Origin of the sequence: Caballeronia sp. LZ019 (genome assembly GCF_031450825.1) — a bacterium.
Taxonomy (GTDB): domain Bacteria; phylum Pseudomonadota; class Gammaproteobacteria; order Burkholderiales; family Burkholderiaceae; genus Caballeronia.
The window spans coordinates 478,147-504,023 of sequence record NZ_JARTVZ010000001.1; the positions used below are offsets into that span (position 1 = coordinate 478,147).

Annotated in this window: 24 protein-coding genes; 5 read left to right on the forward strand and 19 right to left on the reverse strand. The window is 63.9% G+C overall.

The features are described from left to right. Position 1 precedes the first annotated feature (1 nt). Both P9255_RS02060 and P9255_RS02065 read right to left on the reverse strand, forming a co-directional pair. Positions 2-715: an HAD-IA family hydrolase gene (locus P9255_RS02060; protein WP_309768630.1), complete on the reverse strand. Its 714-nt coding sequence runs from the start codon at positions 713-715 to the stop codon at positions 2-4. A gap of 72 nt (positions 716-787) precedes the next feature. Then, entirely contained in the window at positions 788-1,864 is a 1,077-nt protein-coding gene (locus tag P9255_RS02065; RefSeq protein WP_309768631.1) for an ABC transporter ATP-binding protein, read from the reverse strand. Between the two features lie 100 nt (positions 1,865-1,964). Here P9255_RS02065 and P9255_RS02070 point away from each other — a divergent pair, with 100 nt between their 5' ends. Continuing rightward, a complete protein-coding gene (locus P9255_RS02070) occupies positions 1,965-2,936 on the forward strand; it encodes a LysR family transcriptional regulator (protein WP_309768632.1) in 972 nt (323 codons plus the stop codon). Here the strand turns inward: P9255_RS02070 and P9255_RS02075 are convergent. The 11 genes from P9255_RS02075 to P9255_RS02125 all read right to left on the reverse strand — a co-directional run bounded on the left by P9255_RS02075 (position 2,850) and on the right by P9255_RS02125 (position 15,263). Then, complete coding sequence (locus tag P9255_RS02075) at positions 2,850-3,266, reverse strand: AraC family transcriptional regulator (RefSeq protein WP_309768633.1); 417 nt, start codon at positions 3,264-3,266, stop codon at positions 2,850-2,852. The two genes, P9255_RS02070 and P9255_RS02075, sit on opposite strands and share 87 nt — an antisense overlap. Continuing rightward, on the reverse strand, positions 3,263-4,432 hold the full coding sequence (locus P9255_RS02080) for an FAD-dependent oxidoreductase (RefSeq protein ID WP_309789086.1): 1,170 nt from the start codon (positions 4,430-4,432) through the stop codon (positions 3,263-3,265). Before P9255_RS02080 ends, P9255_RS02075 begins: the two co-directional genes overlap by 4 nt. Beyond that, positions 4,429-5,817 carry an FAD/NAD(P)-binding oxidoreductase gene (locus tag P9255_RS02085; protein ID WP_309768635.1) on the reverse strand — a complete coding sequence of 463 codons (1,389 nt, stop codon included), beginning with the start codon at positions 5,815-5,817 and terminating at the stop codon, positions 4,429-4,431. The genes P9255_RS02080 and P9255_RS02085 overlap by 4 nt, the downstream gene beginning before the upstream one ends. Beyond that, the gene (locus P9255_RS02090; protein WP_309768636.1) at positions 5,802-6,113 is read right to left on the reverse strand and encodes a (2Fe-2S)-binding protein; all 312 of its coding nucleotides are present in this window, start codon (positions 6,111-6,113) and stop codon (positions 5,802-5,804) included. Before P9255_RS02090 ends, P9255_RS02085 begins: the two co-directional genes overlap by 16 nt. Then, positions 6,110-7,945, reverse strand: coding sequence for an ABC transporter ATP-binding protein (locus P9255_RS02095; protein ID WP_309789087.1), 1,836 nt, complete (start codon positions 7,943-7,945; stop codon positions 6,110-6,112). Before P9255_RS02095 ends, P9255_RS02090 begins: the two co-directional genes overlap by 4 nt. Next, on the reverse strand, positions 7,942-8,874 hold the full coding sequence (locus tag P9255_RS02100; RefSeq protein WP_309768638.1) for an ABC transporter permease: 933 nt from the start codon (positions 8,872-8,874) through the stop codon (positions 7,942-7,944). Before P9255_RS02100 ends, P9255_RS02095 begins: the two co-directional genes overlap by 4 nt. Beyond that, entirely contained in the window at positions 8,871-9,827 is a 957-nt protein-coding gene (locus P9255_RS02105; RefSeq protein ID WP_309768639.1) for an ABC transporter permease, read from the reverse strand. The genes P9255_RS02100 and P9255_RS02105 overlap by 4 nt, the downstream gene beginning before the upstream one ends. Positions 9,828-9,915: 88 nt before the next feature. Continuing rightward, the gene (locus tag P9255_RS02110) at positions 9,916-11,538 is read right to left on the reverse strand and encodes an ABC transporter substrate-binding protein (RefSeq protein WP_309768640.1); all 1,623 of its coding nucleotides are present in this window, start codon (positions 11,536-11,538) and stop codon (positions 9,916-9,918) included. Between the two features lie 76 nt (positions 11,539-11,614). Further along, entirely contained in the window at positions 11,615-12,889 is a 1,275-nt protein-coding gene (locus P9255_RS02115) for an FAD-binding oxidoreductase (protein WP_309789088.1), read from the reverse strand. A 27-nt stretch (positions 12,890-12,916) separates the two neighbouring features. Further along, the gene (locus P9255_RS02120; RefSeq protein ID WP_309768642.1) at positions 12,917-13,585 is read right to left on the reverse strand and encodes a haloacid dehalogenase type II; all 669 of its coding nucleotides are present in this window, start codon (positions 13,583-13,585) and stop codon (positions 12,917-12,919) included. A gap of 199 nt (positions 13,586-13,784) precedes the next feature. Next, positions 13,785-15,263: an aldehyde dehydrogenase family protein gene (locus P9255_RS02125; RefSeq protein ID WP_309768643.1), complete on the reverse strand. Its 1,479-nt coding sequence runs from the start codon at positions 15,261-15,263 to the stop codon at positions 13,785-13,787. Between the two features lie 246 nt (positions 15,264-15,509). Here P9255_RS02125 and P9255_RS02130 point away from each other — a divergent pair, with 246 nt between their 5' ends. Beyond that, positions 15,510-16,382: a GNAT family N-acetyltransferase gene (locus tag P9255_RS02130; protein ID WP_404980232.1), complete on the forward strand. Its 873-nt coding sequence runs from the start codon at positions 15,510-15,512 to the stop codon at positions 16,380-16,382. A 12-nt stretch (positions 16,383-16,394) separates the two neighbouring features. Here the strand turns inward: P9255_RS02130 and P9255_RS02135 are convergent, their stop codons facing one another. Both P9255_RS02135 and P9255_RS02140 read right to left on the reverse strand, forming a co-directional pair. Beyond that, positions 16,395-17,972: an ABC transporter substrate-binding protein gene (locus tag P9255_RS02135; RefSeq protein WP_309768644.1), complete on the reverse strand. Its 1,578-nt coding sequence runs from the start codon at positions 17,970-17,972 to the stop codon at positions 16,395-16,397. Between the two features lie 49 nt (positions 17,973-18,021). Then, the gene (locus P9255_RS02140; RefSeq protein ID WP_309768645.1) at positions 18,022-20,076 is read right to left on the reverse strand and encodes an FAD-dependent oxidoreductase; all 2,055 of its coding nucleotides are present in this window, start codon (positions 20,074-20,076) and stop codon (positions 18,022-18,024) included. A gap of 96 nt (positions 20,077-20,172) precedes the next feature. On the opposite strand from P9255_RS02140, the gene P9255_RS02145 reads away from it, so the two are divergent. Together P9255_RS02145 and P9255_RS02150 are read left to right on the forward strand one after the other, a co-directional pair. Further along, positions 20,173-21,162, forward strand: coding sequence for a LysR family transcriptional regulator (locus P9255_RS02145; RefSeq protein WP_309768646.1), 990 nt, complete (start codon positions 20,173-20,175; stop codon positions 21,160-21,162). Between the two features lie 107 nt (positions 21,163-21,269). Then, positions 21,270-22,055, forward strand: a complete 786-nt coding sequence (locus tag P9255_RS02150) for a spherulation-specific family 4 protein (RefSeq protein ID WP_309768647.1) — start codon at positions 21,270-21,272, stop codon at positions 22,053-22,055. A gap of 10 nt (positions 22,056-22,065) precedes the next feature. On the opposite strand, the gene P9255_RS02155 is transcribed toward P9255_RS02150, so the two are convergent. Beyond that, positions 22,066-22,341, reverse strand: a complete 276-nt coding sequence (locus tag P9255_RS02155; RefSeq protein ID WP_309768648.1) for a hypothetical protein — start codon at positions 22,339-22,341, stop codon at positions 22,066-22,068. Between the two features lie 128 nt (positions 22,342-22,469). Next, positions 22,470-22,610, reverse strand: coding sequence for a hypothetical protein (locus tag P9255_RS02160; protein ID WP_309768649.1), 141 nt, complete (start codon positions 22,608-22,610; stop codon positions 22,470-22,472). Between the two features lie 199 nt (positions 22,611-22,809). Between P9255_RS02160 and P9255_RS02165 the strand changes: the two genes are divergently transcribed. Continuing rightward, the gene (locus P9255_RS02165) at positions 22,810-23,544 is read left to right on the forward strand and encodes an ABC transporter substrate-binding protein (protein ID WP_309768650.1); all 735 of its coding nucleotides are present in this window, start codon (positions 22,810-22,812) and stop codon (positions 23,542-23,544) included. Positions 23,545-23,574: 30 nt separating this feature from the next. Here P9255_RS02165 and P9255_RS02170 read toward each other — a convergent pair whose 3' ends face one another. Continuing rightward, positions 23,575-24,099, reverse strand: a complete 525-nt coding sequence (locus P9255_RS02170) for a DUF4142 domain-containing protein (RefSeq protein WP_309768651.1) — start codon at positions 24,097-24,099, stop codon at positions 23,575-23,577. 77 nt (positions 24,100-24,176) lie between these two features. Continuing rightward, positions 24,177-25,874: a methyl-accepting chemotaxis protein gene (locus tag P9255_RS02175; RefSeq protein ID WP_309768652.1), complete on the reverse strand. Its 1,698-nt coding sequence runs from the start codon at positions 25,872-25,874 to the stop codon at positions 24,177-24,179. Positions 25,875-25,877: the final 3 nt, after the last annotated feature.

The following is a 25,877-nucleotide window of genomic DNA, read 5'->3' on the forward strand; positions in this document are numbered from 1 at the left end:
GTCAGGCAGCGGCGCGGACTTCGTCTTCGACGGCATCCGCGAGGGCGGCAAGCGTCGCGAACTTCCACGTCGGCTCCGTGACGGTCTCGGGCACCGGCGTCGCGCCGAAGCCCTTCATGCCCTGGCGACGTTCGATCCAGCACGTCGCATATCCGAGCTTCGTCGCAATGCCGATGTCGTGATACTGGCTCTGCGCCGTGTGCAGGATCTCTTCGAACTTGTAGCCGAACGCGGCCTGACGTCCACGGTTGTAGGCGAAGAATTGCGGATCGGGCTTCGCGACGCCGGTTTCATCGCAACATACGGTGTCGTCGAACGGATTGCCGAGCGTATGGGCATACGCTGACAGTGCGACGCGATCTGCATTCGTCATCGCGACGAGACGGAAGTGCTTGCGCAGGCGCTTCAACGCCGCGACCGAGTCTTCGAACGCAGGCCATTCGAGCACGTCGCGCTGGAACGCTGCGGCGGATTGAGCATCGTCAGGCAGTCCCAACTTTCTTGCCAGATGGAGATACACGTCCGCCATTGCATGGCTCGAACGGCCGGGATGCGTCGCGCGCCCTTCCATATACGGCTCGAAAATCTGATCGTCGGTCAGGTCCTTCGCCTTCGGGCCGCCGAGCCGGCGCACGGAATCCAGCACGCCCTTCTCGAAGTTGATCAGCGTGCCGACGACATCGAACGTCAGAACCTTGAAATCGGTGAGATTCATTGCTTCATCCTCTACGGGTTGCATCGCTACGTTGACAGTCGAAATCGCCCGTGCACAGGCGGTGAATGGAAATCAGGCTGCGACTACGATCGTGTCTTGCGGATCGAGCGCCACGGTCATCGATGCACCCGGCGCGGGAATCCGCTTGCGGGCATCGTGACCGCCCGGCTGGCGAAGACTGATCGCGGTGCCGTCGGGCAAGGCCGCGAACACACGCAGGCTCTCGACCTGATACAGCACTTCGGTGACGCGGCACGAAAGCCGGTTGGCATGTGCATGACGATTCTCGCCGTCGATGACGAGCTTTTCCGTTTGCACCGCCAGCAACAGCTTCGGCGCGTGCGGCAGCGGATGCGCCGTGCGCAGGATGATGTCGCCGAGCCGCACGGCATCGTCGCCGGCGCGCGTGACGTCGAGCATCGTTGCTTCGCCGATGAAGCTCGCGACGAACGCATCGCAGGGGCGGTCGTAAAGGCGCTCGGGCGTATCGATCTGCACGAGCCTGCCGTCCTTCAACACCGCGACGCGATCGCTCATCGTGAGCGCCTCGCGCTGATCGTGCGTCACGTTGACGATGGTCGCGCCGAGCTGCCGATGCAGCCTGCGCAATTCGATCTGCATGGTCTCGCGCAATTGCTTGTCGAGCGCGGACAGCGGTTCGTCCATCAGAATCAGTTGCGGCTCGAAGACGATTGCCCGCGCCAGTGCGACGCGCTGCTTCTGCCCGCCCGAAAGCTGATGAATGCTGCGGCTCTCATAGCCTTTGAGCTCGACCATCGCGAGCGCATCGGCCACGCGCCTGGCCCATGTCGACTTCGGCTCGCGACGCGCACGCAGCGAGAACGCGACGTTCTCGCCGACCGTCATATGCGGAAAGAGCGCGTAGTTCTGAAAGACGATGCCGATGTTCCGCTTGTGCGGCGGCGCGAATGTAATGTCACGCTCGCCGACCCATACGCTGCCCGAAGTCGGCTGCACGAAGCCGCCGAGAATGCCGAGCAGCGTCGTCTTGCCCGAGCCCGAAGGCCCGAGCAGCGAGACGAATTCGCCGGGCGCGATATCGAGCGACACGTCATCGAGCGCAGTCACCGCGCCATAGCGCCTGGTGGCGGACCTGATCGACACTCCGGTTTTTGCGCGTGCGTCCATGGCATTCGTCTCGTCGAAAAGAGAGAGGTTGGGAAAATACTAAGTCGCGATGTTTTTGACGGCAATTCCAAAATTGTTGGATCGGGCATAACATCAAGTCATGCCTAACCTTCGAAAGAAACTGCCCAGCGCAAACGCGCTCTTCGTGTTCGAAGCGGCCGCGCGCTGCGGCAACTTCACGCGTGCCGCGCAAGAGCTTTATGTGAGCCAGCCTGCGGTCAGCCGCATGCTCGCACGCATGGAAGACCATATCGGCGTGCGGCTTTTCGAGCGCGTGCGCGGCGGCATCGAACTCACGGAAAGCGGCGAGATTCTTTATCGGAAGATATCGGAGGGTTTTAGCGGCATAGAAGGCGCCATACGTGAAATCGAAGCGCGTGCAACGGGCATCGAAACCGTGACGTTGTCGGTGTCCACCGGATTCACCACGCACTGGCTCATGCCGCGCATGAGCCGTCTTAATGAGGCGTTTCCTTCCATCGACCTGCGCTTTCAGTTGATTTCCGGGCGCATAGGCGGGCCGCTCGTCGACGTCGATCTCGGCATGCGCTTCGTACACGACGACGAGATTGACGAAAACGCCGTGCTCGTGATGCCCGAGATGCTTTTGCCGGTGTGCAACCCGCGTTATCACGAACTTGCAAAGACGCAAGCGGCGCGCGCTCACGGCGACACGGTCATCGTGATGGACGACGAAGAACGCGGCTGGCACGAGCGCTTTCATGCGTTCGCATCGAAACAGCGCCATGCGGCCGGCATGCTGCGTTTCAACGACTATGCGATCGTCGTGCAGGCGGCCTTGCTCGGTCAAGGCATCGCGCTCGGCTGGCTCAACGTGACATCGCACTGGCTCGCGCAAGGCGCGCTCGTGCCGGCCGAAGAAGAGCTGATCGTCACGAGCCGGCGCTGTTGCCTGCTTACGCCGCCGAACCGGCCGGTAAGGCCCATCGTCGCGGACGTGCGTGAATGGATCATTCAGGAAGCATCAAGCGACATGCGCACGGTCGAACGCACTTATCCGGGGCTCGGCTTGCGCCACGCGCTTCAACAGACCGGCATCGAACTCGGCTGAACGCGCCTTCTCGCGCGTGCGTTCGATGAACGCGCTCGGCGTCATTCCGCAAAGACGCTTGAAATGCCGCGCGAGATGGCTCTGATCGAAGAAGCCCACTTCGGTGGCCACGACCGATCCCGGCACGCCCGCGAGCAACAGGGTCTGCGCGCGGCGCACGCGCAGCTCGCACAGATACTTGTAGGGCGACAGCCCGAATTGCTCGCGAAACACGGTTGCGAAGCGCGATACGCTCAATGCCGACAGATCCGCGAGTTGCGCGAGACTCACGGTCTTGTCGAAATTGCTTTCGATGTAGGCGAGTGCGTCGACCAGATTGGCTTGGCTCATGGCGAAGTCTCGGAAGTGACCGGTTCTGCGTGCGTCGGGGATGACCGTTGAAATCGTCTGACGGAGAACGATGAAAGATCGATGGACGTGCTGCCCGTATCGAGCAATTCGGCAAGCGTTTCGCCGACGCCCGGCCCGATCTGAAAGCCCGATCCGCTGAAGCCGAACGCATAGAAAAGGCCATCGACTTTCGAACTCGGACCGATGACCGGTTCCGAATCCGGCAGATAGCTTTCCACGCCGCTCCATACGCGGATCACATGCAGCGGCCGCATCGCGGGCACCATGCGAAGAAACTGCGCCATCTGCGCGACGGTGTTCTCGGGCAACACGGATGCGCGCCGCGTGAGCGCATCGGCGGGACCAGGCGGGCCGCCGCCCAGCACGATATTGCCGCGCGCCACCTGCCGGTAATACACGCTCTCTTGCTTGATCGACGTATAAACGCCCATCGACGCGCTGAGCACGTAGGGCACCGGTTCGGTCACGGCCATTTGCGGTCCGCGCGCGACGAGCGGCACGGGTTCCCCGGCTTGCGTGCAGAGCGTATCGGCCCACGCGCCCGCGCACACCAGCACTTGTTCCGCGCGATACACCTCGCCCGCCGCACTCTCCACGCGAAAGCCGCCCGCTTCCTTTTCGATGCGAACCACTTCCGTGTTTTCGACGATGCGCGCCCCGAGCCGCGACGCCGCGCGTCCGAACGCGGGCGCGGCAAGCCGGGGATTCGCATGACCGTCCAGAGGCGAAACGGATGCCGCGAGCACATCGCGGCCCAGATGCGGAAAGCGCTTGAACATGGCCGCGCCGTCCAGCACTTCGAGATCGAGTCCATAGGCGCGCGCATCGGCGGCATAGCGATGAAAGTATTCCGCGTCATGCGCGTGATAGCACACGCGCGTATGACCCGACGGCATGAACTCGACATCCTCGCCCAGCAATTCGCGCGAGCGCCGCCATGTTTCGAGCGCGCGGTTGGACATCGCAAGCTGTTCGAGCGCGCGCCCTTGCCGCCGCACGCCGCCGAAGTTGACGCCGCTGGCCTGCTGCCCGGTCAGGCCGCGCTCGAGAAGGATCACCGATCGCTGGCGGCGGCGCAGAAAGAAAGCCGTCGCCGTGCCCATGATTCCGCCGCCGATCACGATGACATCGGCCCGATCGCTCATTCGCTCGTCTCCATGTTTTCTTGCGTCGTGACTGCCATGGGCAGCGGCTTGACGGGCGCTTGTCCGCGCAACCGGCCGACTGCTTCGAGCGGCACGCGCGCCTCGGCTGCGATCACTTCAGCGCCTGCGTGTGCACAAAAGCGGCCCTGGCAACGGCCCATGCCGACGCGTGAAAATGCCTTCGCGCGATTCGCTTCGGTCGCGCCCATCTCGTTCACGACGCGCCGCAACTCGCCTGCGGTGATCGCCTCGCATCGGCAAACGATGGTCTCGTCCGGCAGTGCGGCGGCGAATCGCGCAGGCCAGGGAAACGCGGTGCGCAGGCCCGCCGCGAAGCGCGTGAAGCGCTGCAATTGCATGCGCAAGCGGCCAGCTTCGTGTTCGTTGCGCGTCACGCCGATATCCGTCAACGCGGCCAATGCAGCGAGACGTCCTGCGTGTTCGGCGGCATCGGCGCCACGCACGCGCGCGCCATCGCCCGCCAGATAGACGCCCTTCACGCTGCTGCGGCCGTCTTCATCGGCGACGGGAAGCCATTGCTGCAAGTCTTGATCGAAGCGGAACTGGCAGCCGGCCAAGTCCGCAAGCTGGGTCTCGGAGCGAAGGTGATAACCGAGCGCGACCGCATCGCATGGCACTTGCAGCGTCGCGCCATTGGCCTTTTTAACGCGCAGGCTCTGCACACCGTTCTCCGGCGTTCCTTCGATGGCGAGCGGCGTAATGCCGCGATGAACCGGCACGCGGGCGTCCCTGAGCACGCGCATCAACGCGATGCCTTTCTTCAGCGCCGACGGTATGGCAAGGAGCTGCGGCAATGCGCGCACACGATGAGAGAACGTCGATGTATCGAGCACGGCGCCGACCGTCGCGCCCGCCTTCACGTATTGCGCGGCGACCAGATACAGCAGCGGACCCGTGCCCATCATCACGACGCGCGAGCCGATTGCGCAACCCTGCGACTTCAACGCGACCTGTGCACCGCCGAGGCTGTACGTGCCCGCGTGATGCCAGCCGGGAACCGGCATCAGCCGGTCCGTCGCGCCGCTGCAGATGATGAGCGCATCGAACGCCAGCTTGCGATGGCGCGCACCGCACACCACATGCACCGCATTCGGCTCGATGTTCCACACGAGCGTATCGGGCACATAGTCGATGTTCGCGCGCAACGCGTCGAAGTCCCGATGCAGTGACCGCGCGCGGTCCGCTTCCGTTCCATAGAGCGTTTCGTATGTGCGCGTGAAACCTTCGGGCTGCCGGCGATAAATCTGCCCGCCATCGCGCCTGCCTTCGTCGATGACCACCGGACGCAAGCCCGCTTCGACGAGCGCCTGCGCGGCCCGCACGCCCGCCGGTCCCGCGCCGATCACGATTACAGTCGCGGCCATAGGCCCTCCGTGTGCGCGAGCCGCGTGACGATGGACATGCCTTCGACCGCCGGCGTCGTGCATGCGCGCACGCGTTCGCCGTCCGCGGTCCACACCCAGCAGTCCTGACACGCGCCCATCACGCAGAAGCCGGCGCGCCGGCCATCGCCGAACTCGGAATCGCGCAAGGCTTCCTGCGATGTCAGCAATGCAACCATCAACGTATCGCCTTCCGCTGCGAGCGCGTGCTTTCCATCGATAAGGATGGCGAACGTTCTGCGCCCTTGCTCCGCGACTCTCACGAAACGTCCGCTCATGCCGTCACCGTGTCGGGCGACTGCATGCGCGCGAGATCCTCCGCGCTGTGATGACACAGAATCTGCGCGCCCGACGGAAGCGTCTTCTTCGCGGGCGGCGTCACATTGCATCGACCGTCGATGCGCGCGGCGCAGCGCGAGCGGAAGCTGCATAGTTCATGAGCATCGCTTTCCGGTCCCATCGCGGGCAACGGAGCGAGCGCCGTCGCGCGTCGCGCATCGAGCCAGCCGGGACGCAGCGCGGGCACCGAATCGACGAGCAAGCCCGTGTACGGGTGATACGGCGGATGCGAGAGCGCATCGCGCTGGCCCGCTTCGACGCACTGGCCCGCATATAGCACGATGACGTCGTCGCAAATCGCGCGCACCGTCGATATATCGTGGCTGATGAACATGTACGACACGTGCAGTTCACGGCGCAGTTCCGCGAGCAGGTCGAGAATCGCGGCGCCGACGACCGTATCGAGCGCGGACGTCACTTCATCGCAGAGTATGAGTTCGGGATTCGCCGCGAGCGCGCGCGCAAGATTCACGCGCTGTTTCTGTCCGCCCGACAAGCCGCCCGGCTGACGCTTCGCGATGGAAGCGGGCAGCTTCACGAGATCGAGCAGTTCGAGCATGCGCTTTTGCGCCGCCGCGCCGCGCAGGCCGTGATAGAAGTTCATCGGCCGGGCAAGGATGTCCGCGATGGTGCGGCTCGGGTTCAGCGCGGTATCGGCGTTCTGGAACACGATCTGCACACGCCGGTACTGATCCAGCGTGCGCGCCGAGAGCTTCGCGGGCAACGGCTTGCCGTCGAGCAGCACGTCGCCGCGCGCGCGGTTGACGAGACCCGCGATCACGCGTGCAAGCGTCGTCTTGCCCGATCCCGATTCACCGATCACGCCGAGCGTCGCACCGCGTGCGATCTTGAGGCTCACGTCATCGAGCACGCGCACGGCGGGCACGCCGTTGGCATCGACACGGCCGTAGCCCGCGCTCAGATTGCGTATTTCGAGCAGCGGCGTCTCCTTCGCGGTATTCGTGGCGTCCAGTTCGACTTCGGGGCGGCGCGTCGCGGCAAGCAACTGGCGCGTGTACTCGTCGACGGGGGCGTCGAGCACCTGGGCCGTCGCGCCGTTTTCGCGCACGCGCCCGCCATTCAGCACGACGATGCGATCCGCCATCTGTGCGACCACAGCCAGGTCGTGCGACACGTACACCGCCGTGGTGCCGAGTTCGCGCACCACGCCCTTGAACGCGGCGAGCACTTCGATCTGCGTGGTCACATCGAGCGCGGTAGTCGGCTCATCGAACACGACGACAGCGGGATCGGTGATCAGGGCCATCGCCGCCATCAAACGCTGCAACTGCCCGCCCGACACCTGATGCGGATAGCGATCGCCAATCGTTTCGGGGTTCGGCAGCGCAAGCGAGCGAAACAGGCCGATGGCTTTGCGGCGCGCGGCGGCAGGCGTCGTCAGCTTGTGCAGCAACGCGGGCTCGGTCACCTGATCCATGATCGTGCGCGCCGGATTGAAGCCCGCGGATGCGCTCTGCGCAACATACGCGACGGTACGGGCACGCAACGCGCGACGGCCCTTTTCATCGAGCGAGAGGACATCGACATCGCCGATCTTCACCGAGCCGCCCGCGATCGAGCAACCACCGCGCGCATGGCCGAGCAGCGCCAGTGCGATCGTCGTCTTGCCCGAACCCGACTCCCCGATCAGCGCGAGCACTTCGCCCTTCTTCACCGTGAAACCGACGCCCTTCACGATTTCGACAACCGGATCGGGGGCGCTGCCCGCGACCACGCGCAAGCCCTTCACTTCGATCATGTTCGTCGTCATTGCCCGCCTCCTTGCGAACGCGCGCCGTGACGACGCAGGCTATCGATCAGCAGATTCACGCCAACGGTGAGCGTCGCGATTGCAACCGCCGGCATCAGCACCGCAGGCGCGCCTTCCGCCAGACCGCCGATGTTCTCGCGCACGAGCGATCCCCAGTCCGCATTGGGCGGCTGCACGCCGAGGCCGAGAAAGCTCAGGCCCGATAGCAGCAGCACGATGAACACGAAGCGCAGGCCGAAGTCCGCGAGCATCGGATGAATCATGTTGGGCAGCACCTCGACGCGCGCGATATAGAACAGCTTCTCGCCGCGCGCCTTCGCCACCTGCACGTATTCGAGCGTCATGATGTTGACCGCGAGCGAGCGCGAAATGCGGAACGCGCCGGGGATATAGGCGAGCGCGGCGACGGTCATCAGCATCGGAATCGACGAGCCGAATGCCGCGATCACGACGAGCGCGAGGATCTTGCTCGGGATGGAAATAAGCGCATCGAAGAGACGGCTCAGCACTTCGTCGACCCAGCGGCCGGAGACGGCGGCCACCAGTCCGAAGAACGTGCCGGTCACGCTCGCCGCGACGGTCGCGGCCAGCGCGAGACCGACCGTGTACTGCGTGCCGTAGAGAATGCGGCTCAGCATGTCGCGGCCCAGATAGTCCGTGCCGAGCAGGTGCGCCGCGCTGTACGACGCGAATATCTCCGTCGATGTGAACGCCCCGCCTTTATACGGCGCGATGACCGGCCCGACGAACGCGACCACGAGCCAGAACACGACGATCGCAAGACCGATGAGGCCGAGCACGGAAAAGCGATGCACGAGGCGGCTGAGCGCACTGCGCCTGACGGCCGCGGGCGCCGGCTCCTGCGGGGCATCGGCGGGCGGTTGGTCGTATAGCACGGTCGTGGCGTGAGAAGAGACGTTCCGGTTCATCGTTGACGCAGCCTCGGGTTGGAGACGATCTGAGCCAGATCGGCGATGAGAACGAGTGCGAGATACGCCGCGCAGAACACCATTACGCAGCCCTGCACGAGCGGCATGTCGCGGTTGGTGACGGCATCGACCATCAGGCTCGCGAGACCGGGATAGTTGAAGATGGACTCGACGATCACCACGCCGCCGAACAGATACGACAGCGACAGCGCCACCGCATTCGCAATCGGCCCGATGGTGTTCGGCAACACATGGCGCAACACCACGCGCATCGGCGATGCGCCCTTGAGCACGGCCATCTCCACATACGATGCGTTGAGCTGGTCGAGCACGGCGGCGCGCGTCATGCGCGCCATCTGCGCGACGATCACGCAGCAGAGCGTCATCACGGGCATCGCGTAAGTGCGCAGCAGCGCGCCGAACGACGATACATCCGACAGATACGACAGCGCCGGCAGCCAGCGCAGCTTCACCGCGAAGATCAGCACCGCGATGGTCGCGACGAGAAACTCGGGCACCGCGACCGTCGAAAGCGTCAGGACGTTCAGCGTGCGATCGAGCAGCGAGCCGCGATACATCGCCGAAAGAATGCCGATGGTGAGCGCGAGCGGCACCGAGACGAGCGCCGTCAGTCCCGCGAGCACGAGCGAATTCGGCAGACGCGTCGAGATCAGTTCGCTGACCGGCAGGTTGTTCGACAGCGACGTGCCGAAGTTGCCCGTCACCACATGCAGGAGCCATTGCACATAACGCGTGACGGCGGGCTGATCGAGACCGAACTGATGCCGCAGCGCTGCGACCTGCTCGGGCGTGGCCGCCTGGCCGAGCGCCTGCTGCGCGGCATCGCCCGGCAGAAGACCGGTGATGCCGAATACGATCATCGACACGATCCAGAGCGTCAGCAGCGCGAGGCCGAGGCGCGCGGCGACGAGTCGTTGCGCGTGAACTTTCATCGGATATCGCCTCTCGTTCGAAGGGTTGATATCGCGCGCCGTATCGTCGACACGTCGCGCGTCCGCCGCTATTGCACTTCCTGCACGCTCATGCCTCGAGCCACACGTTCTCCGCGAACATCCAGCCCATCAGGCCCGCGAGCGGAATGCCGCCCAGGCCCTTCAGCTTCGTCGTGTGTGCATCGAGCGAACTCTGGAACATCGGAATGCCGATGCCGCCGTCCTTGTGCACGAGCTCCTGCATGTCGCCGTAGATTTTCTTGCGCTTCGCATCGTCCGGCTCGCCGCGCGCCGCGACCAGCATCTGATCGAACTGCGCGCTCTTCCAGTTCGCTTCGTTCCACGGTGCGTCGGACTTGAAGAACTGCGTGAAGATGACGTCCGCGCTCGGGCGCGCATTGATGTTGCCGAAACCGAGCGGATGCTTCATCCAGTGATTCGACCAGTAGCCATCGGACGGCACGCGCACGACCTGCAGGTTGATGCCGGCTTGCGGCGCCACTTGCTGCATGAGCACGGCCATTTCGACGGAGCCTTCCGCCGCCGGCGATGCGTATAGCTGGATCGGCGCGTTGCCGAGCTTCGCCTTCTGGAAGTGGAACTTCGCCTTCTCGGGATCGAACGTGCGCTGCGGCAGACCGGACATGTAGTACTTGTTGCTCGGATCGATCGGCTGATCGTTGCCGATCGCGCCATAGCCGCGGAAGATGGTCTTGCGCATCTGCTCGCGATCCATCAGGTGCATCATGCCGCGCCGGAAATCCGCATTGCCGGTGATGCCGCCGTCGTCGCGCATGATGAGATCGGTGTACTGGCCGGTCTTCGTTTCGAGCACCGCAAAGCCCGGCGTCCCCTTGATGCGTTCCGTCGAACGCGCGCTCACCGCGTTGATGAGCTGCACGTCGCCCGACATCAGCGCATTCACGCGCGCCGGTTCGTCCGCGATACCGATCAGTTCCACTTCGTCCAGATGCGGCATGCCGGGCTTCCAGTACTTCTCGTTGCGCACGCCCACGGTACGCACGCCCGGTGCGAATTCCTTCAGCTTGAACGGTCCCGTGCCCACCGCCGTTTTGAAATCCGTCGTGCCGTCCTTGATGATGAGGAAGTGCGAGTCCGCGAGAATCACCGGCAGGTCCGCGTTCGCGCCCGTCAGCGTGATGGTCAGTTCGTTCGGGCCGGTCGCCTTGACCTCCTTGAACTGATCCGCGAGCGTCTTTGCCTTCGAGCCGATCGCCGGGTCCTTGTGACGCATCAGGGAATAGATCACGTCCTGCGGCGTGAGCGACTTGCCGTCGTGGAACAGCACGCCGCTGCGCAGCTTCGCGACCCACACGGTCGCGTCCTTCGTCTCGAGCGACTCGGCGAGCGCCATCTTCGCGCCGAGGTGGTTGTCGAGTTCGGTGAGACCGCTATAGAACATGAACGCGCGGGCGTAATCGGTGCCGAGCGCGCCCTTCGCGGGATCGAGCGTATCGGCTGCGGACGACGATTGCGTCGCCACGCGAATGCGGCCGCCCTGCTTCGGCTTGTCCTGTGCGAAAGCTGCGCCGCTCGCGGTGAGGAGACCCGCGCCCGTCATCGACAGCAGGCCGCCCGCGGCCATCGCGCGAAGGACGTTGCGCCGCGACGCGCCACGGCGCGTCAGTTCTTCGAGCCGCGTGCCGGCATCGGCGTGGGCGAGTGCTTCAGGCGATTTGTCGATGCTCATGGACTTCTCCGCGATAGGGGCTATGAATGTGCGGCGGCTCGTTCGGTGCTGGCCGCCTGTCTTTGCTTCCGATGCTTCAATAGAACACGTCTTTGATCGAGTAATACGCGCCGACGAGCGGCAGGAACCAGGGCTTGCCCGTGTGGCCGGGAATCGCGGGCCAGTGGAACTCGCGCCACGGGTTCGCGTCGGCGTTGCCGTTCATCACGTCGGCCATGACCTGGCCCATGTGCGTCAACATCTGCGTGCCGTGGCCGCTGTAGCCCATCGAAAAATAGATGCCGTCATGCTGGCCCGCACGCGGCAGGCGGTCCGCGGTGATATCGACGAGACCGCCCCAGCAATAGTCGATACGCACGCTGGCGAGGCTCGGAAAAATCGATGCGAGATTGCCTTGCAGAATGCGTCCGCTCTTTTCATCGGAGGGGCGCTCGGATGCGGTGAAGCGCGCGCGTCCGCCGAGCAGCAACCGCGAATCGGGCGTGACACGAAAGTAGTTGTGCATCAGGCGGCTCGTCGTGTACGAGCGGCGGTTCGGCATCAGTTGCGTCAGCCGGTCGGCGGGCAAAGGCTCGGTCACGATGATGAACGAACCGACCGGGGCCATCCTTCGCCTGTACCACGAGAACGGGCCGTGTTTCGACGGCCCCGTCGCGATCAGCACCTGCTTCGCGCGAACCGCGCCGCGCTTCGAATCGATGCGATATGCGCCGCCTTCCTTCGCGATTTCCGTTACTTCGGCATGCTCATAAAGACGCGCGCCTTGCCTGGCCGCCGCCATCGCAAGTCCGGCGGCGAACTTGCCCATGTGCATCTGGCCGCCATGACGCTGCAACAGGCCGCCGTGAAACGCGTCGGATTGCACTTCATTGCGGGCCTGCTCGCGGTCGAGCAGGTCGATGTCGGGATCGACTTCGCGGCGAATGAGTTCGGCTGTCGTCGCGATATGTTCGAGATGATGGGGCTTCGCGGCGAGCTTGAGCTTGCCTGACGCGAGGTAATCGCAATCGATGTTCTCCTCGCGAATCAGACGCTCCACCGTGCCGACGGCCGCCGCATACGCGCGATAGCAGCCCTGTGCGCGTTCGACGCCGAGCTGCGCGCGCAGCGCCGCATAGTCCTGCGCGACGCCCGTGTTGCACTGACCGCCGTTGCGCCCCGACGCGCCGCCGCCGATGCGCCCCGCATCCAGCACCACGACCGACGCGCCGCGTTTGCCCAGCGCGAGCGCCGCCGACAGACCCGTGAACCCGCCGCCGATCACCGCGACATCGGCGTGACCGTCGACCGGGCCTTCGCAGGCCGACGTCATCGAAGGCGCCGTGTCGAGCCAGTAGGAGTCGAGTTTCATCGGCATTGCTCGCGTGAAGGGGTGCGGTTACAGACCGAGTTGCGTGGCGAGATCGCCGATGGTGTCGACTTCGTAGTACTCGTAGTAAGGCGTGCCAGGCTCGTGGCCGCGCTTGACGAAAGCCTTGTGCTTGATGCCCATGTCGTGCGCGGTCATCAGGTCGTAGCGCAGGCTCGACGAAACATGCAGCACGTCTTCCGGATTGCAGTTCAACTGATCGAACATGTACTCGAAGCCCTGCATCCGCGGCTTGTACGACTGCGCCTGCTGCGCCGTGAACACGCGATGAAACGGCGCGCCCAGCTTGTCAACGTTGCTCTGAATCTGATCGTTCGATGCGTTCGACAGAATCACGAGCTTGTACTTCTTCGCAAGACGCGAGAGGCCTTCGGGCACGTCCGGATGCGGGCCCCACGTCGGCACGGCGAGATAGAATTTCTCGGCTTCCGTCTCGTTGAATTCGACGTTCATGCGCGCGCACGCGCGGCGCACCGAATTGACGATGACATCGCGATACGGCTTCCACGCACCGAGCACTTCATCGCGACGATAACCCGCGAAGAACTTGACGAATTGCTCGAGGTCGTCGCCCTTCAGGCGGTCGGCGTACATCTCGCGGGCCATGTCGGCCATGCGGAATTTCGTCAGCGTGCCGTAGCAGTCGAACGTGATGTACTTCGGCTCGAAATCGATCATGGTTTCAGTCCTGTCGTGTAATGAACCCGTCCGGAGTTCGGTGGTGAAAACAAGGAACAGCGAACTGTTGAGAAAAATTTAAACAAGGCAAAAATGACTGCTGGCGTTGAATGCATGCCTCTTTACGATACAAGTCATGCGTTTTGAAGCGCCGCGACAGCACAAAATGCGGCGTCTTTTTCGCGCACGATCGTGCGTCTCAACCGTCCGTGTCGATGAGCACGCTCTTGAAGCGCAGGTTCGCCTCGTATGACTGACGCCCCAGGTCCTTGCCAATGCCCGAGCGCTTGTAGCCGCCCGTGGGAATCACGAAATCGCTCGTGCGTCCATAGCGATTGACCCAGACGGTGCCCGCTTCGATGCCGCGCACCATGCGCAACGCGCGGCCGATATCGGCGGTATGCACGCCGGCCGCGAGCCCGTATTCCGGATGCGACGCGAGTTCGAGCGCTTCCTCTTCCGTGTCGAACGACTGCACGGTCAGCACCGGGCCGAAAATTTCGCTGCGCACGACTTCGCTCTCCTGTGTCACGTCGCATAGCAAGGTCGGCGAATAGAATGCGCCCGGCGTCGCGGCATCCGCGCGTGTGCCGCCGTGCCGCAAGGTCGCGCCGCTCGCGATGCTGCGCTGAACGATCGCATCGATGCGCTGCGCCTGCGGCTCCGAGATGATCGGCGGCAAGGTCGTGCCGGCGGCCCATGTGGGTCCCGCCTTCAGTTCGCCGAACGCCTGGGCGATACGCCCGATCACTTCGTCGGCGACCGCGCGCTGCACGAGCAGGCGCGAACCCGCCACGCATACTTGTCCCGCATTGCCGGTGATCGCGCCGGCGATGCGTCTTGCCACTTCGTCGATGCGCGGTGCATCGGCGAATACGATCTGCGGGCTCTTGCCGCCGAGTTCGAGCGTGACCGGCTTCGTGCCCGTCTCCGCGCATGCGGCCATGATCGCGGCGCCGGTGCGCGTCGAGCCGGTGAACGTGACCTTGCCGATGCGCGGATGACGCACGAGCGCATCGCCGGTCGTGCGGCCATCGCCCTGAACGACGTTGAACATGCCGGGCGGCACGCCTGCTTCGATGGCAAGCTCCGCCAGCCGCAACGCGGAGAACGGCGTCATTTCCGACGGCTTGAGCACGACCGCATTGCCCGCTGCGAGCGCGGGCGCGATCTTCCATGCGCCCATCACGAGCGGAAAATTCCACGGTGCGATCGCGCCGATCACGCCATAAGGTTCCGCGATCGTCATGCCGAGATGACGATGATCCGTCGCCGCGACGTCGCCGCCGATCTTGTCGGCAAGCTCCGCATAGAAGCGGATGCTCTCGGCGGTGAACGGCACGTCCCAGTTGTATGCGTCGCGCACCGGTCGCGTCGAACCCACGGCTTCGAGCGGCGCGAGGTTCGCTGCATCGGCAGCGATGAGATCGGCGAACTGGCGCAACACGCGTGCGCGCTCGCGTGGCGCTCGCCGCGCCCAGTCGCTTCGCCTGAACGCGGCGTATGCGTTCTGCACCGCATAGTCGATCATCGCGTCATCGGCGAGGGGCACCGATGCATACGTGAGGCCATCCGATGGCCGCCGTACATCGATGCGCGACGCGCCCGCATCGATCAGTTCGCCGCCGATGAAATGCCCGCTCCTGATGCCGATGCTGGCGGGATCGAAACGGTCCATATGCGTGAGTCCTCCTGAGGCTGCTGCGTTGGCATGACATCATCGTAGGACCGGAAGCCCGGCATATTTCGCCGACAAAATTGCCGAATCAGCACAGCGCGCGCGTTGTCGGCCCGATAACCGGCCGTTTTGCGTTGCATCACACGCGAAGGCCCGCTGGCTATGTGGGACAGGAAGATCGTCCTAGCCATGCGCGATGCGCGGTGTCACAGTCACGGTAAATGTCTTCAAGGTGAGGAGGCCGGCGTGCCCGACTCGAACAATCGCGATGTGGTCGAATACCGGGCTTTCACGCTCGACGACATCCCCGCCGGTCATGCGCTTTCCATGTCCGTCAAGTGGCGGCATCGTCTGGACGATTGGCGCTTCGCCGCGCGACTCGGCCGCGGTTTCGCCGCCGTCGACGGACAAGGCGCGCTCGTCGGCACCGCGCTCGCGTGGCAATTCGGCGAAAGCGCTGCGACGCTCGGCATGTTCATCGTGTCGCCCGAACGTCAACGGCAAGGCATCGGGCGCGGCCTGCTCGACCGTCTCATCGCGTCACACGGCTCGCGCATGCTGCTCATTCATGCATCCGAGGAAGGCAAGCCGTTGTGCACGGAGCGCGGCTTCACGCGCATCGATACCATTCATCAACATCAGGGCGCGGCCTTTCAGCCACCGCTCGTTTCACTGCCGCCCGGCGAGCGGCTTCGTCCGATCGGCGCGAAGGACACGCCCCGCCTCGCCGGCCTCGCCTCTCGCGCGACCGGCATGGATCGCACCGAGTTGATGCCGCATCTGCTCGATGTCGCGAGCGGCATCGCGCTGGATCGCGACGGCGAGCTCATCGGCTTCGCGCTTTTCCGGCGCTTCGGCGACGGTCATGTGATCGGTCCGGTGATCGCGCCCGAATCGCCGGACCAGAGCCGTGCGAAAGCACTGATCAGCTACTGGCTCGCGCTGAACGCGGGCATGTTCGTGCGCGTCGATACGCCGCTGCGTCACGGGCTTTCATCGTGGCTCGAAGGACAGGGGCTGCCGCTCGTCGATACCATCGAGCAGATGGCGCTGAACGGCACGCCATCCACCGATGAATCGCTCACGCAGTTCGCCGTCACGAGCCAGGCGCTCTGGTAGAGCGAAGCGCGCCTACGCCTTGGCGAGCCATGCGAACTCAGCGAAGCGATAACCCATCACGCGGCCCGACGGACTGCCCTTCAATCCACGCAGCGTCGAACTCTGCGCATCGATGAAGTTGATGAACGCGGGAATCACGAGACTGTTCTTCTCATAGACGATGGTTTGCATGTCGCCATACATCTGCTTGCGCTTCGCATCGTCGCGCTCGCGGCGCGCCTGCACGAGCAGTTGATCGAACTGCTCGTTCTTCCACCCCGATTCGTTCCAGTTCGCATTCGAGCGGAAGAACTGCGTGTACAGCAGATCGAGCGTCGGGCGCGGCAGGATGGAACCGTAGGTCATCGGATACTTCATCCAGTACGTGGTCCAGTAGCCATCCGCCGGGACGCGGCGCACGTTGATGTCGACGCCCGCCTGCTTCGCCGCTTGCTGCACCAGCATCGCGGAATCGAGCGCCGTCTCCACCGATGGCGGCGCGATGATCTCCGCACGCGCGGTCTGCGCGCCGGCCTTCTTGAAGTGAAACTGCGCCTTGTCCGGGTCATAGGCGCGCTGCGGCAGTCCCTTCATGAAATACGGATGCCACTCCGGCACCGGATGATCGTTCGCGAGCGTGCCATGTCCGCGCAGCATCACGTTCACGATGCGCTGCCGGTCATGCAGATACTTGATGCCCTCGTTGAAGTCCGCACTCTTCGTCGGCAGCATGTCCTGCCGCAACGCGAGGTCCGAATAGAGCTGCGACGGGCTTTCGAGCACGGTCGCCTTGCCGGTCTGCCTGATGCGATCAACATCGCGCGCGGGCAGCGGCGAAATGAGCTGCACGTCGCCTGCGAGCAGCGCGTTGGTGCGCGCCGCATCGTCGCCGATGCCGATGATCTCCACTTCATCCAGATAGGGACGCCCCGGCTTCCAGAAGTTCGGATTGCGCGTGCCGATGCAGCGCTGCGCCGGCGTGAACTCCTTGCATACGTAAGGGCCGGTGCCGTTGCCCTTCGAGAAGTCCGTCGTGTTCGCCGCGACGATCACCAGATGCGGGATGGCGAGCAGCGCCGGAAGATCGACGTTCGGCTCCGTCAACGTGATCTCGACCTTCAGCGGCCCCGCCGCTTTCACGGATGCGATGCCGTCCGCAATGGACTTCGCCTTCGAGGCCGTCGCCGGGTCCTTGTGACGCATCAGCGAGAACACGACATCATCGGATGTGAACGGCTTGCCGTCGTGAAAGTGCACGTTCGGCTTGAGCGTGACGTTCCACTTCACGAAGTCGTCGGATTCGAGCTTCTCGGCAAGCGCGTTCTGCGTCTTGAAGTCGGCATCGAGTTCGGTGAGGCCGCTGTAGAACATGTAGGCGCGCGAATAGTCGCCCGTATGCGTGCCCTTCGCGGGATCGAGCGAATCCATCAGCGACTGATGCGCAAGCGCCACGCGAATGCGTCCACCGCGTTGCGGCGCGCCTTCCGTCGCGGCGAACGCAAGCGACGATGCCCCCGGCAGAATCAGCGTGGCGGCGCCGGCTGCGGCCAGCGTCCTGATGGCCCGGCGGCGGGAAGGATCGGCGACAACGAAGTCTTTCGGCAATGTCATGGGCAGCCTCGCTCGGTGATGTCGTCATGCGGATGAATGGAATGGTCCGTCACAGCGCGAGGCAAAGCCGGTACGCGTCGTAGATGGCCGTGTGGATGTCGCGCGATGCGCTCGCATCGCCGATGCGGTAAAGATTGAATTGCCCGGCCTCGCCTTCCTGTGCGGCGGGCTGCGGCTTCGCTGTCGCGAATGCTTCGAGATCCGTGTAGCCGTCGTTGACCGAATACATGCGCGCGGCTTCGTAGAGGTCGTCGACTGCGAGCATGCCGCGCTCGACGACCACATGGTCCGCTTCCATCTCGAGGAGCTCGCTCGTCAGATGATGACGGAACACCGCGCGCCGCTTGCCGTTCTCCGCTGCGTTCACTTCGACCAGTTCGACATTGGCGCGCACCGGCACGTCCCAGCGCGCAATGTCGCGCATCCACGCCTGGTCGTCGCCGCGTCCGCCCGTCTCCTGCGCGGGCGTGCTGTCGATCAACGCAAGCGATACGTCGAGGCCCGCATCGACATAACGTTCCGCGCAAAGATAGGCGTTGTGCCGGCCGGTGCCGTCGTACACGAGCACGCTGCCCGCGCGCGGCGGGGTTTCCGTCAGCGCGTCGAACACCGACTTGCATAGATCGCCGCCGGGCAACGTATCGAGATCGGGCAGGCCGCCCGTCGCGATGATGACGACATCCGCGCCGTGATTGAGCACATCGCTGAGCTCGGCATAGTGGTTGTAGCGCACGTCGACGCCCAGCTGCGCGAGTTGCGCGACGCGCCAGTCCACGATGCCGATGAGATCGCGCCGCCAGCTTCCGGTCGCCGCGAGCAGCATTTGTCCGCCTGCCGTCGAGTTCGCTTCGAGCACGGTCACGTCATGGCCGCGTTTCGCGCTGATGCGCGCCGCCTCCAGTCCCGCCGGTCCCGCGCCGACGATGAGCACGCGCTTCTTCTGCGCGGCCGGTGCGATGTCATGCGTGAGATAGGTCTCGCGCGATGTCGCCGGATTATGGATGCACGTCGCGCGAAAATTGCGGCAGAACGATGCCCCGACGCACGGCCGCGCCTCGTCTTCCTTGCCCGCTTCGACGAGCCGGACGAGATGCGGCTCGGCGATATGCGCGCGCGTCATGCCGACCATGTCGAGCAGGCCTTCGCGGATCGCATAGCGCGCGGTGGCGAGGTCGGCGATCTTCGCTGCATGGAACACGGGCAGGTCCACCGCGCGCTTGAATGCCGCGGCTTTGGGCAGCCACGGCGCGGACGGCACGAACATGCCGGGCATCGAATTCACCGCGAGCGACATCTTCGTGTCCATGCGTCCGAACGTGACATTGAAGAAATCGAAGAGACCCGTGCTTTGAAGAATGCGCGACATCTCGAGCCCTTCTTCGAAGCTGCATCCGTCTTCGAGTGCGAAGCGGAATCCCACGATGAAATCGTCGCCCGTCTGCTTGCGTATTTCCTCATGGACTTCGATTGCAAAGCGCACGCGGTTGGCCGTCGAGCCGCCGTATTTGTCGGTGCGCAGGTTCACGGTCGGGTCCATGAACTGGCCGATGAGATGCCCGCCCGCGTGCGTTTCGACGCCATCGAGACCGCCATCGCGGCAACGTTTCGCCGCGAGGCCGAAGTCGCGGATGACGCGCTTGATGTCGGCGTCGTGAATGGCCTGCGGGATCGCGCGATGCAGCGTTTCGCGCACGGCCGACGGCGCGATCATCGGCAGCCACGGCTCGGTGTAGGCATCGCCGCGCCGGCCGAGATGCGTGATCTGGCACATCAGCGCCGCGCCGTGCGTGTGAATGCGATCGGCGAAGCGCCGCAAATGCGGCACGACGGCATCGGTCGATACGTTGATCTGCTGGAACGTGTTGGGACTGTCGAGACTCACATTCGACGAACCGCCGAACATCGTCAGCGCGAGGCCCCCTTTAGCTTTTTCCTCGTGATACCGTTGATAGACCTCTTGCGGGAATTCGTCGCGCGTCAGGCGGCTTGCGTGACTCGTGCTCATCACGCGGTTCCTGAGAACGAGATGCCTGAGGGCGAACGGCTGAAGCAATGGGTCCGACGATGCAGGTGCGGCGGCGCGGTGATCGGTGTCGTGGGTCATGGCCTGCCAGATGAGTTGAGCGTCGGACTCAAGGTAAGGAGACCAATATCGGCCGTCAATTTACAAATCGATGCATGCCCCATAACATGGTGTTGTATGAGTCTGCGACTTCCTTCGCTTCAGGCACTGCTCGTATTCGAAACATCGGCGCGGCTTCTGAGCTTTACCAAGGCAGCCGGCGAGCTCAACGTGACGCCCGTCGCCGTGAGCCGCATGGTGGCGCGCCTCGAAGACGCGCTCGACTTCAAGCTGTTTGAACGCACGAAACTAGGGCTAACCCTGACGGATCGCGGCGCAACGTTGCAGCGTGCGGTCGCATCGGGCTTCGGTCAGATCGGCGACACCATCGACCAGCTAAAGCGCGATCATGCGCGAGGCGAGATCGTCACCTTATCGCTCGCGAGCGGGTTCGCCGCGTTGTGGCTTCTGCCGCGTTATGCCGAGTTCCGCAAGCGCTTTCCGTCGATCAACCTGCGTCTGCAAGTCATGCCCGGCCGCCTGTATGGACCGCTCGAAGATGCGGATCTCGGCATCCGGCTGCATGGACCCGGCTCGGAAAGCGATCCTTCGTGTCTTTGTCCCGAGATCATCGTTCCTGTGTGCAGTCCGAACTATCTCGCAGAGTCCGGACCGCTCGATGCACCGAGGCACAGCGAAGGCCACGCCTACATTCATCTGGACGTGACCACGCATTCATGGGCAGATTTTCACCGCGCGACGGGGCTGTCGGACAATGGCATCGGTGAAGCGGTGCATCACACGGACCCCGGCCTTGCCGTGCAGTGCGCGATGCTCGGTCAGGGCGTCGTGCTCGGCTGGCTGCTGGCCATCGCCGCGCCGCTCAACGAAGGCAAGGTGGTTCCCGCATGGGACCGCTATATCGAAACGGGCTGTCACTACGTGCTCGAATATCGTTCGTCGAATCCGTCGGATGGCACGCGCCATGTCGCGCGATGGCTGATCGAACAGCTCGGCGAGGAAGTCGATCGCGCGCGACGCCTGCTCGCGCCGATGAAGGCCGTGTCGAGAAACCGTGCGGGGCAATCGGCGCATCGAACCGACATCAGCGATTGCCCAACGCGCTAAAGAAGCGCGCGACGACGCCGTTAGTACGTCGAGGCAAAGCCGGAGCGATTCGGCGACGTAGAGAATCAGATTGCCCGTCGCACTGGCGGCCGGCGTCAGGAGAACAGATGAGAGTCATCAAGTTAAGCGCAGTTGGGTCGTCAATTGCGCTAAGCGGCGCTGCGCTCGCGGGCACCGTGGCGAGTACGCCGGGCGCACCCGTCACGCTGGTCGTGCCCGCCTATTTCGATGCAGCGAGAGGCGTCGCCAATTGGGACGCGCTCACGGCAACCGCGCGCAAGATACCGACCACTGCCATTCTGAATCCCAACAGCGGGCCGGGCGTTACCGCCGATGCGAACTACACGGCCGCCATCACGCGATTGCGGACCGCAGGCGGCAAGGTGATCGGCTATGTGTCAACGTCGTACACGAAGCGGTCGCTCTCCGCGGTAGTCGGCGACATCAACCGATACATCGCGCTATATCCCGTCGACGGGTTCTTCATCGACGAAATGACGGCGGATAACCAAGCGTCGCACATTCAGTTCTATCAGTCGGTCTACAACTATATCAAGGCGCTGAAGCCGACTTATACGGTCATCGGCAATCCGGGGACGAATATTCCCGAGCTTTACGCGAGCCTGCCGACCGCCGATCAGTTCGTCGTGTTCGAAAGCAATGCGAAGAGCTATGCGACTTATCAGACGATGGGATGGCAGGCTGCTTATCCGAAGAGCCGGTTCGTGCATATCGTCTATAACGTGAGCGCCGCGCAATTGCCGCGCGTGGTGACGTATGCAAAGACACATGCCGCTGGAAGCGTCTACGTCACGTCGCTTACGCTGCCGAATCCGTACAAGGCGCTTCCCGCGTACTGGAACAACGAGGTAGCGGACGCGCTCGCGCCGTGACCTGCCGCCGTTACGCCCTTGCGCGATGCACCGCCCCTGCCGCTCTCGCCTGAACCGGCGGCCAGTCAGGAAGCGGCGGTTCGCGGTGGTCGACATCGGCCATGCCGTAGGCCAGTGCATACCGCCTCGCCGATAACGCGCACGCGAACTGGCCGAGTGCGCCGCTCGCGCGCATTCCGCCATCGGGCGCACGCAAGATGAGCATCGCCGTGTAGAACGCACCGTCCTCGACGGCGAGCGGCGTGAGGGTGCACCCCTTGTAGAGCACTTCGTATTGGCTTTCCATTACCGCTTTCTCTCAGATATGTTGGAATGTTTTACCTGCATTTTACGAAAGTCAGGCGGTAATTAAGACCCTGCGTATACCCCTAGTAACGGCAAAAACTTCATATCATCGGCAAGCAGCGAAGTGACTCATTCCAGCGACAGGCGCGCAACAAAGGCGAGCAAGGTCGCGCCGAACGTCCAGCGTTGCACTTGCTGCATTCGGGGATGGCGCGTGAGCCAGCGTGACAGACGCGCCGCGCCGGCGGCGAGCGTCAGAGGATAGAGCATCGGACGGCATCCTTATGAACGGCGCGTGCTGACGATAGAATCAAGCTCGACGCGCGCGCCGAACAGGATGTTTTCGCGCCGTCGCCCCGGCGCAGCAGACGAGCCCGGTTTTCCGCATCGTCGATGATCGCCTGAAGCCTCTTCTGCCCCGACGAGTTCTCCGAGCATTCTCCACCCTTGAGTTATCACCGACACCATCATGCATATCGATCAAGACGTCGTTCGAAAGATTGCGCCTGAAGGCAGATTGCGGGCATCCATCAACCTCGGCAATCCGATCCTCGCCAACAGGCGCGCGGATACCGGCGAGCCGTTCGGCGTATCGATCGATCTCGCGCGCGAGTTCGCGCGGCGGCTGAATGTCGATATCGAACTCGTCGCCTTCGATACCGCCGGCAAGTCGGTCGAAGCCGTCGCCAACGAGCAGGCGGACATCGGCTTCTTCGCGATCGATCCGCTGCGCGGCGAAAGCATCGCATTCACGGCGCCGTACGTGCTGATCGAAGGCTGCTATCTCGTGCGCGACGAATCGAGCATCCGTGCCAACGATCAGGTGGATCGTGAAGGCGTTCGCGTGACGGTCGGCAAAGGCAGCGCGTACGATCTCTTTCTGACACGCGAACTGAAGCATGCACAAATCGTTCGCGCGCCGACATCGCAAGCGGTCGTGCAGACGTTCATCGACCAAGGGCTGGATGTGGCGGCGGGCGTGCGTCAGCAACTGGAAGCGGACGCCGCGCGCACGCCCGGATTGCGGCTCCTTGGCGAACGCTTCATGGTCATCCGGCAAGCGATGGGCACGCCGAAAAGCCGCGGGGACGCGGCGGCCGACTTGCTGCGTGCATTCGTGGAGGAGATGAAGGGATCCGGCTTCGTCGCGGAAGCGTTGAAGCGGCATGGAATTGCCGGTGCGTCCGTCGCGCCGCTGGAGTAGCAGCGGCTGCGTACAAAGCAGCGCTTCGATTCACCGGCCGAGCGCCCATTCCAGCCGCCGCGCCTGATCCAGATGCAGGATGCACGCCGGACGCGACGCCGCCAGCAGCGCCTTGACGTCGGCGCTCGTCGTCGTGCGGATGAAGCCGTCGAACGCCGCGATCGATCGCTGATGCCACCCGATTTCATGCTCCAGGTACGCGAGATCGAAATCGCGGCTTTGCACATCGTCGAGCGCGGCGAGGTCGTCGCGTAGCTGCCGCGCCATCGACTCGCTCATCGCGCTCGATTGCGCCCGCTCGCCCAGCCGGTCGAGCATGGCGGCCATCTGACGGTTCATGCCGTCATGTTCGGCGATCATTCTGCGCGCGTAGTTCTGAATGCTGAGCGACTGCGTTCTGCGCAAGGCGAGTTGGCCAACTGCCATTTCCACCTGATTGGCGACGATGAAGACGCCAGCCATTTGGGCATCGGTGAGACGTGTGCCCTGCGCATGGGCGTGCAGATTCGCTGCGATCAGCAAAAGCATCACGGCAACGAGCGATAGGTGCTTCATGGATCGCCTCATGAGTCCACGCGATAGCAGCGTGAAGACGAGGCTAGCACAGCACCGGTCCGCTCGCGCACGTCGCCTTAGAACGTCTCCCAGTCTTTGTCGGACCCGGTGGCGGCCATTGCCGGCGAAACTGCATCGGCCGTCGCGCGTTTCGTCGCTTTAGGCGCAATACGGCTCTTGATGTTCGCCGGCGCGGCAACCGTAGTCTTCGCCGGAGCGGCTTCCGCACTGGCGCGACTCGTCCGGAAAATGGCCACCGCTTGCCGAAGCTGCTTCGCCTGATCGTCGAGTGACCCGGCCGCTGCGGCTGCCTGCTCGACGAGCGCGGCGTTTTGCTGCGTGACTTCATCCATCTGCGTGATGGCCTGATTCACCTGTTCGATGCCGCGGCTTTGCTCATGCGACGCCGACGCGATCTCGCCCATGATATCGGTCACGCGCTGAATGGCGGACTGCACGCTGCGCATCGTCTCGCCTGCCTGCGCGACCAGTTCCGTGCCCGCGCCCACGCGATCGCCCGATGTTTCGATCAGCGCCTTGATTTCCTTCGCGGCGCTCGAAGAACGCTGCGCGAGACTGCGTACTTCGCTCGCGACGACTGCGAAGCCCCGGCCCTGCTCGCCCGCACGCGCGGCTTCCACGGCTGCGTTCAGCGCGAGAATGTTGGTCTGAAAAGCAATGCCTTCGATGATGCCGATGATGTCCGCAATCCTGCCTGAGCTTTCCTGAATGCCGGCCATCGTATCGACGACCTGACCGACGATCGCCGCGCCTTCGTTGGCCACCGCACTGGCGTTATCGGCGAGGCCGCTTGCCTGGCGCGCGTTGTCCGCGTTCTGCCTGACGGTGCCAGTGAGTTCTTCCATGCTCGCCGCTGTCTGCTGAAGCGACGCGGCCTGCTCTTCCGTGCGCGCGGACAAGTCCGTGTTGCCCGCCGCGATCTCGTTGGTCGCGCTGGCAATGGCGGTCGCGGATGTCGTGACCGCGCCGATCGCGTCGAGCAGGCGGTCCTGCATCGCACGCACGGACGCCATCAGGCTCTTGTCGTAGCCGGCGGGAACGTGAACCGGTTCGGTGAGATTGCCCGCTGCGATACGTTCGCACGCATCGGCGACGTCTTGCGGATCGCCGCCCAGCTTCTTCAGCACGTTGCGGATGATCCAGCCCATCGCCACCGTCAGCAGCAGGCCCACGACGCCGACGATGCCGAGCATCTCGAGCAGCCGCACGCCGAATTCGCTATCGATGTCATCGACGTAGGCGCCGGTATAGACGTGCCAGTCCCATGCGCGCACGTATTCGCCGTATGCGGTTTTCGGCAGAGCGTCCGTCTCGCCCGGCTTCGGGTAGAGATAGCTCGTGAGATGGGTGCCGTCGAGCCCGTGCTTGACGATTTCGGCGGTGAAATGCTTGCCCGTCTTGTCGACGAGATCGTTGATCTTGTTTTCGGTTTCGGGGCGAATCGGGTTCAGCAACTGCAGCATGTTCGAATCGACGACGAGCATGTAGCCGCTTTGTCCGTAGCGGACGGGGCGCAGATGCGCGATGGCTGCCTGCTTCGCGTCGGCCTCGGACATCGCGCCGCTCTGCGCCTGTTTGACATAGTGGTTCACCACGCTCACCGCGGACTGCACTTGCTCGGCGAGGCCGCGCTGGCGGTCGTGCATCATCAGCGTGCGGGTCATCGTCGCGCTCAACAGCGACAGCACGATCAGGCTCACCCAGATGAACCCGACGGTACTCCACAGCGTCGCCCTGAAACTCAGTCTTCTCATTTC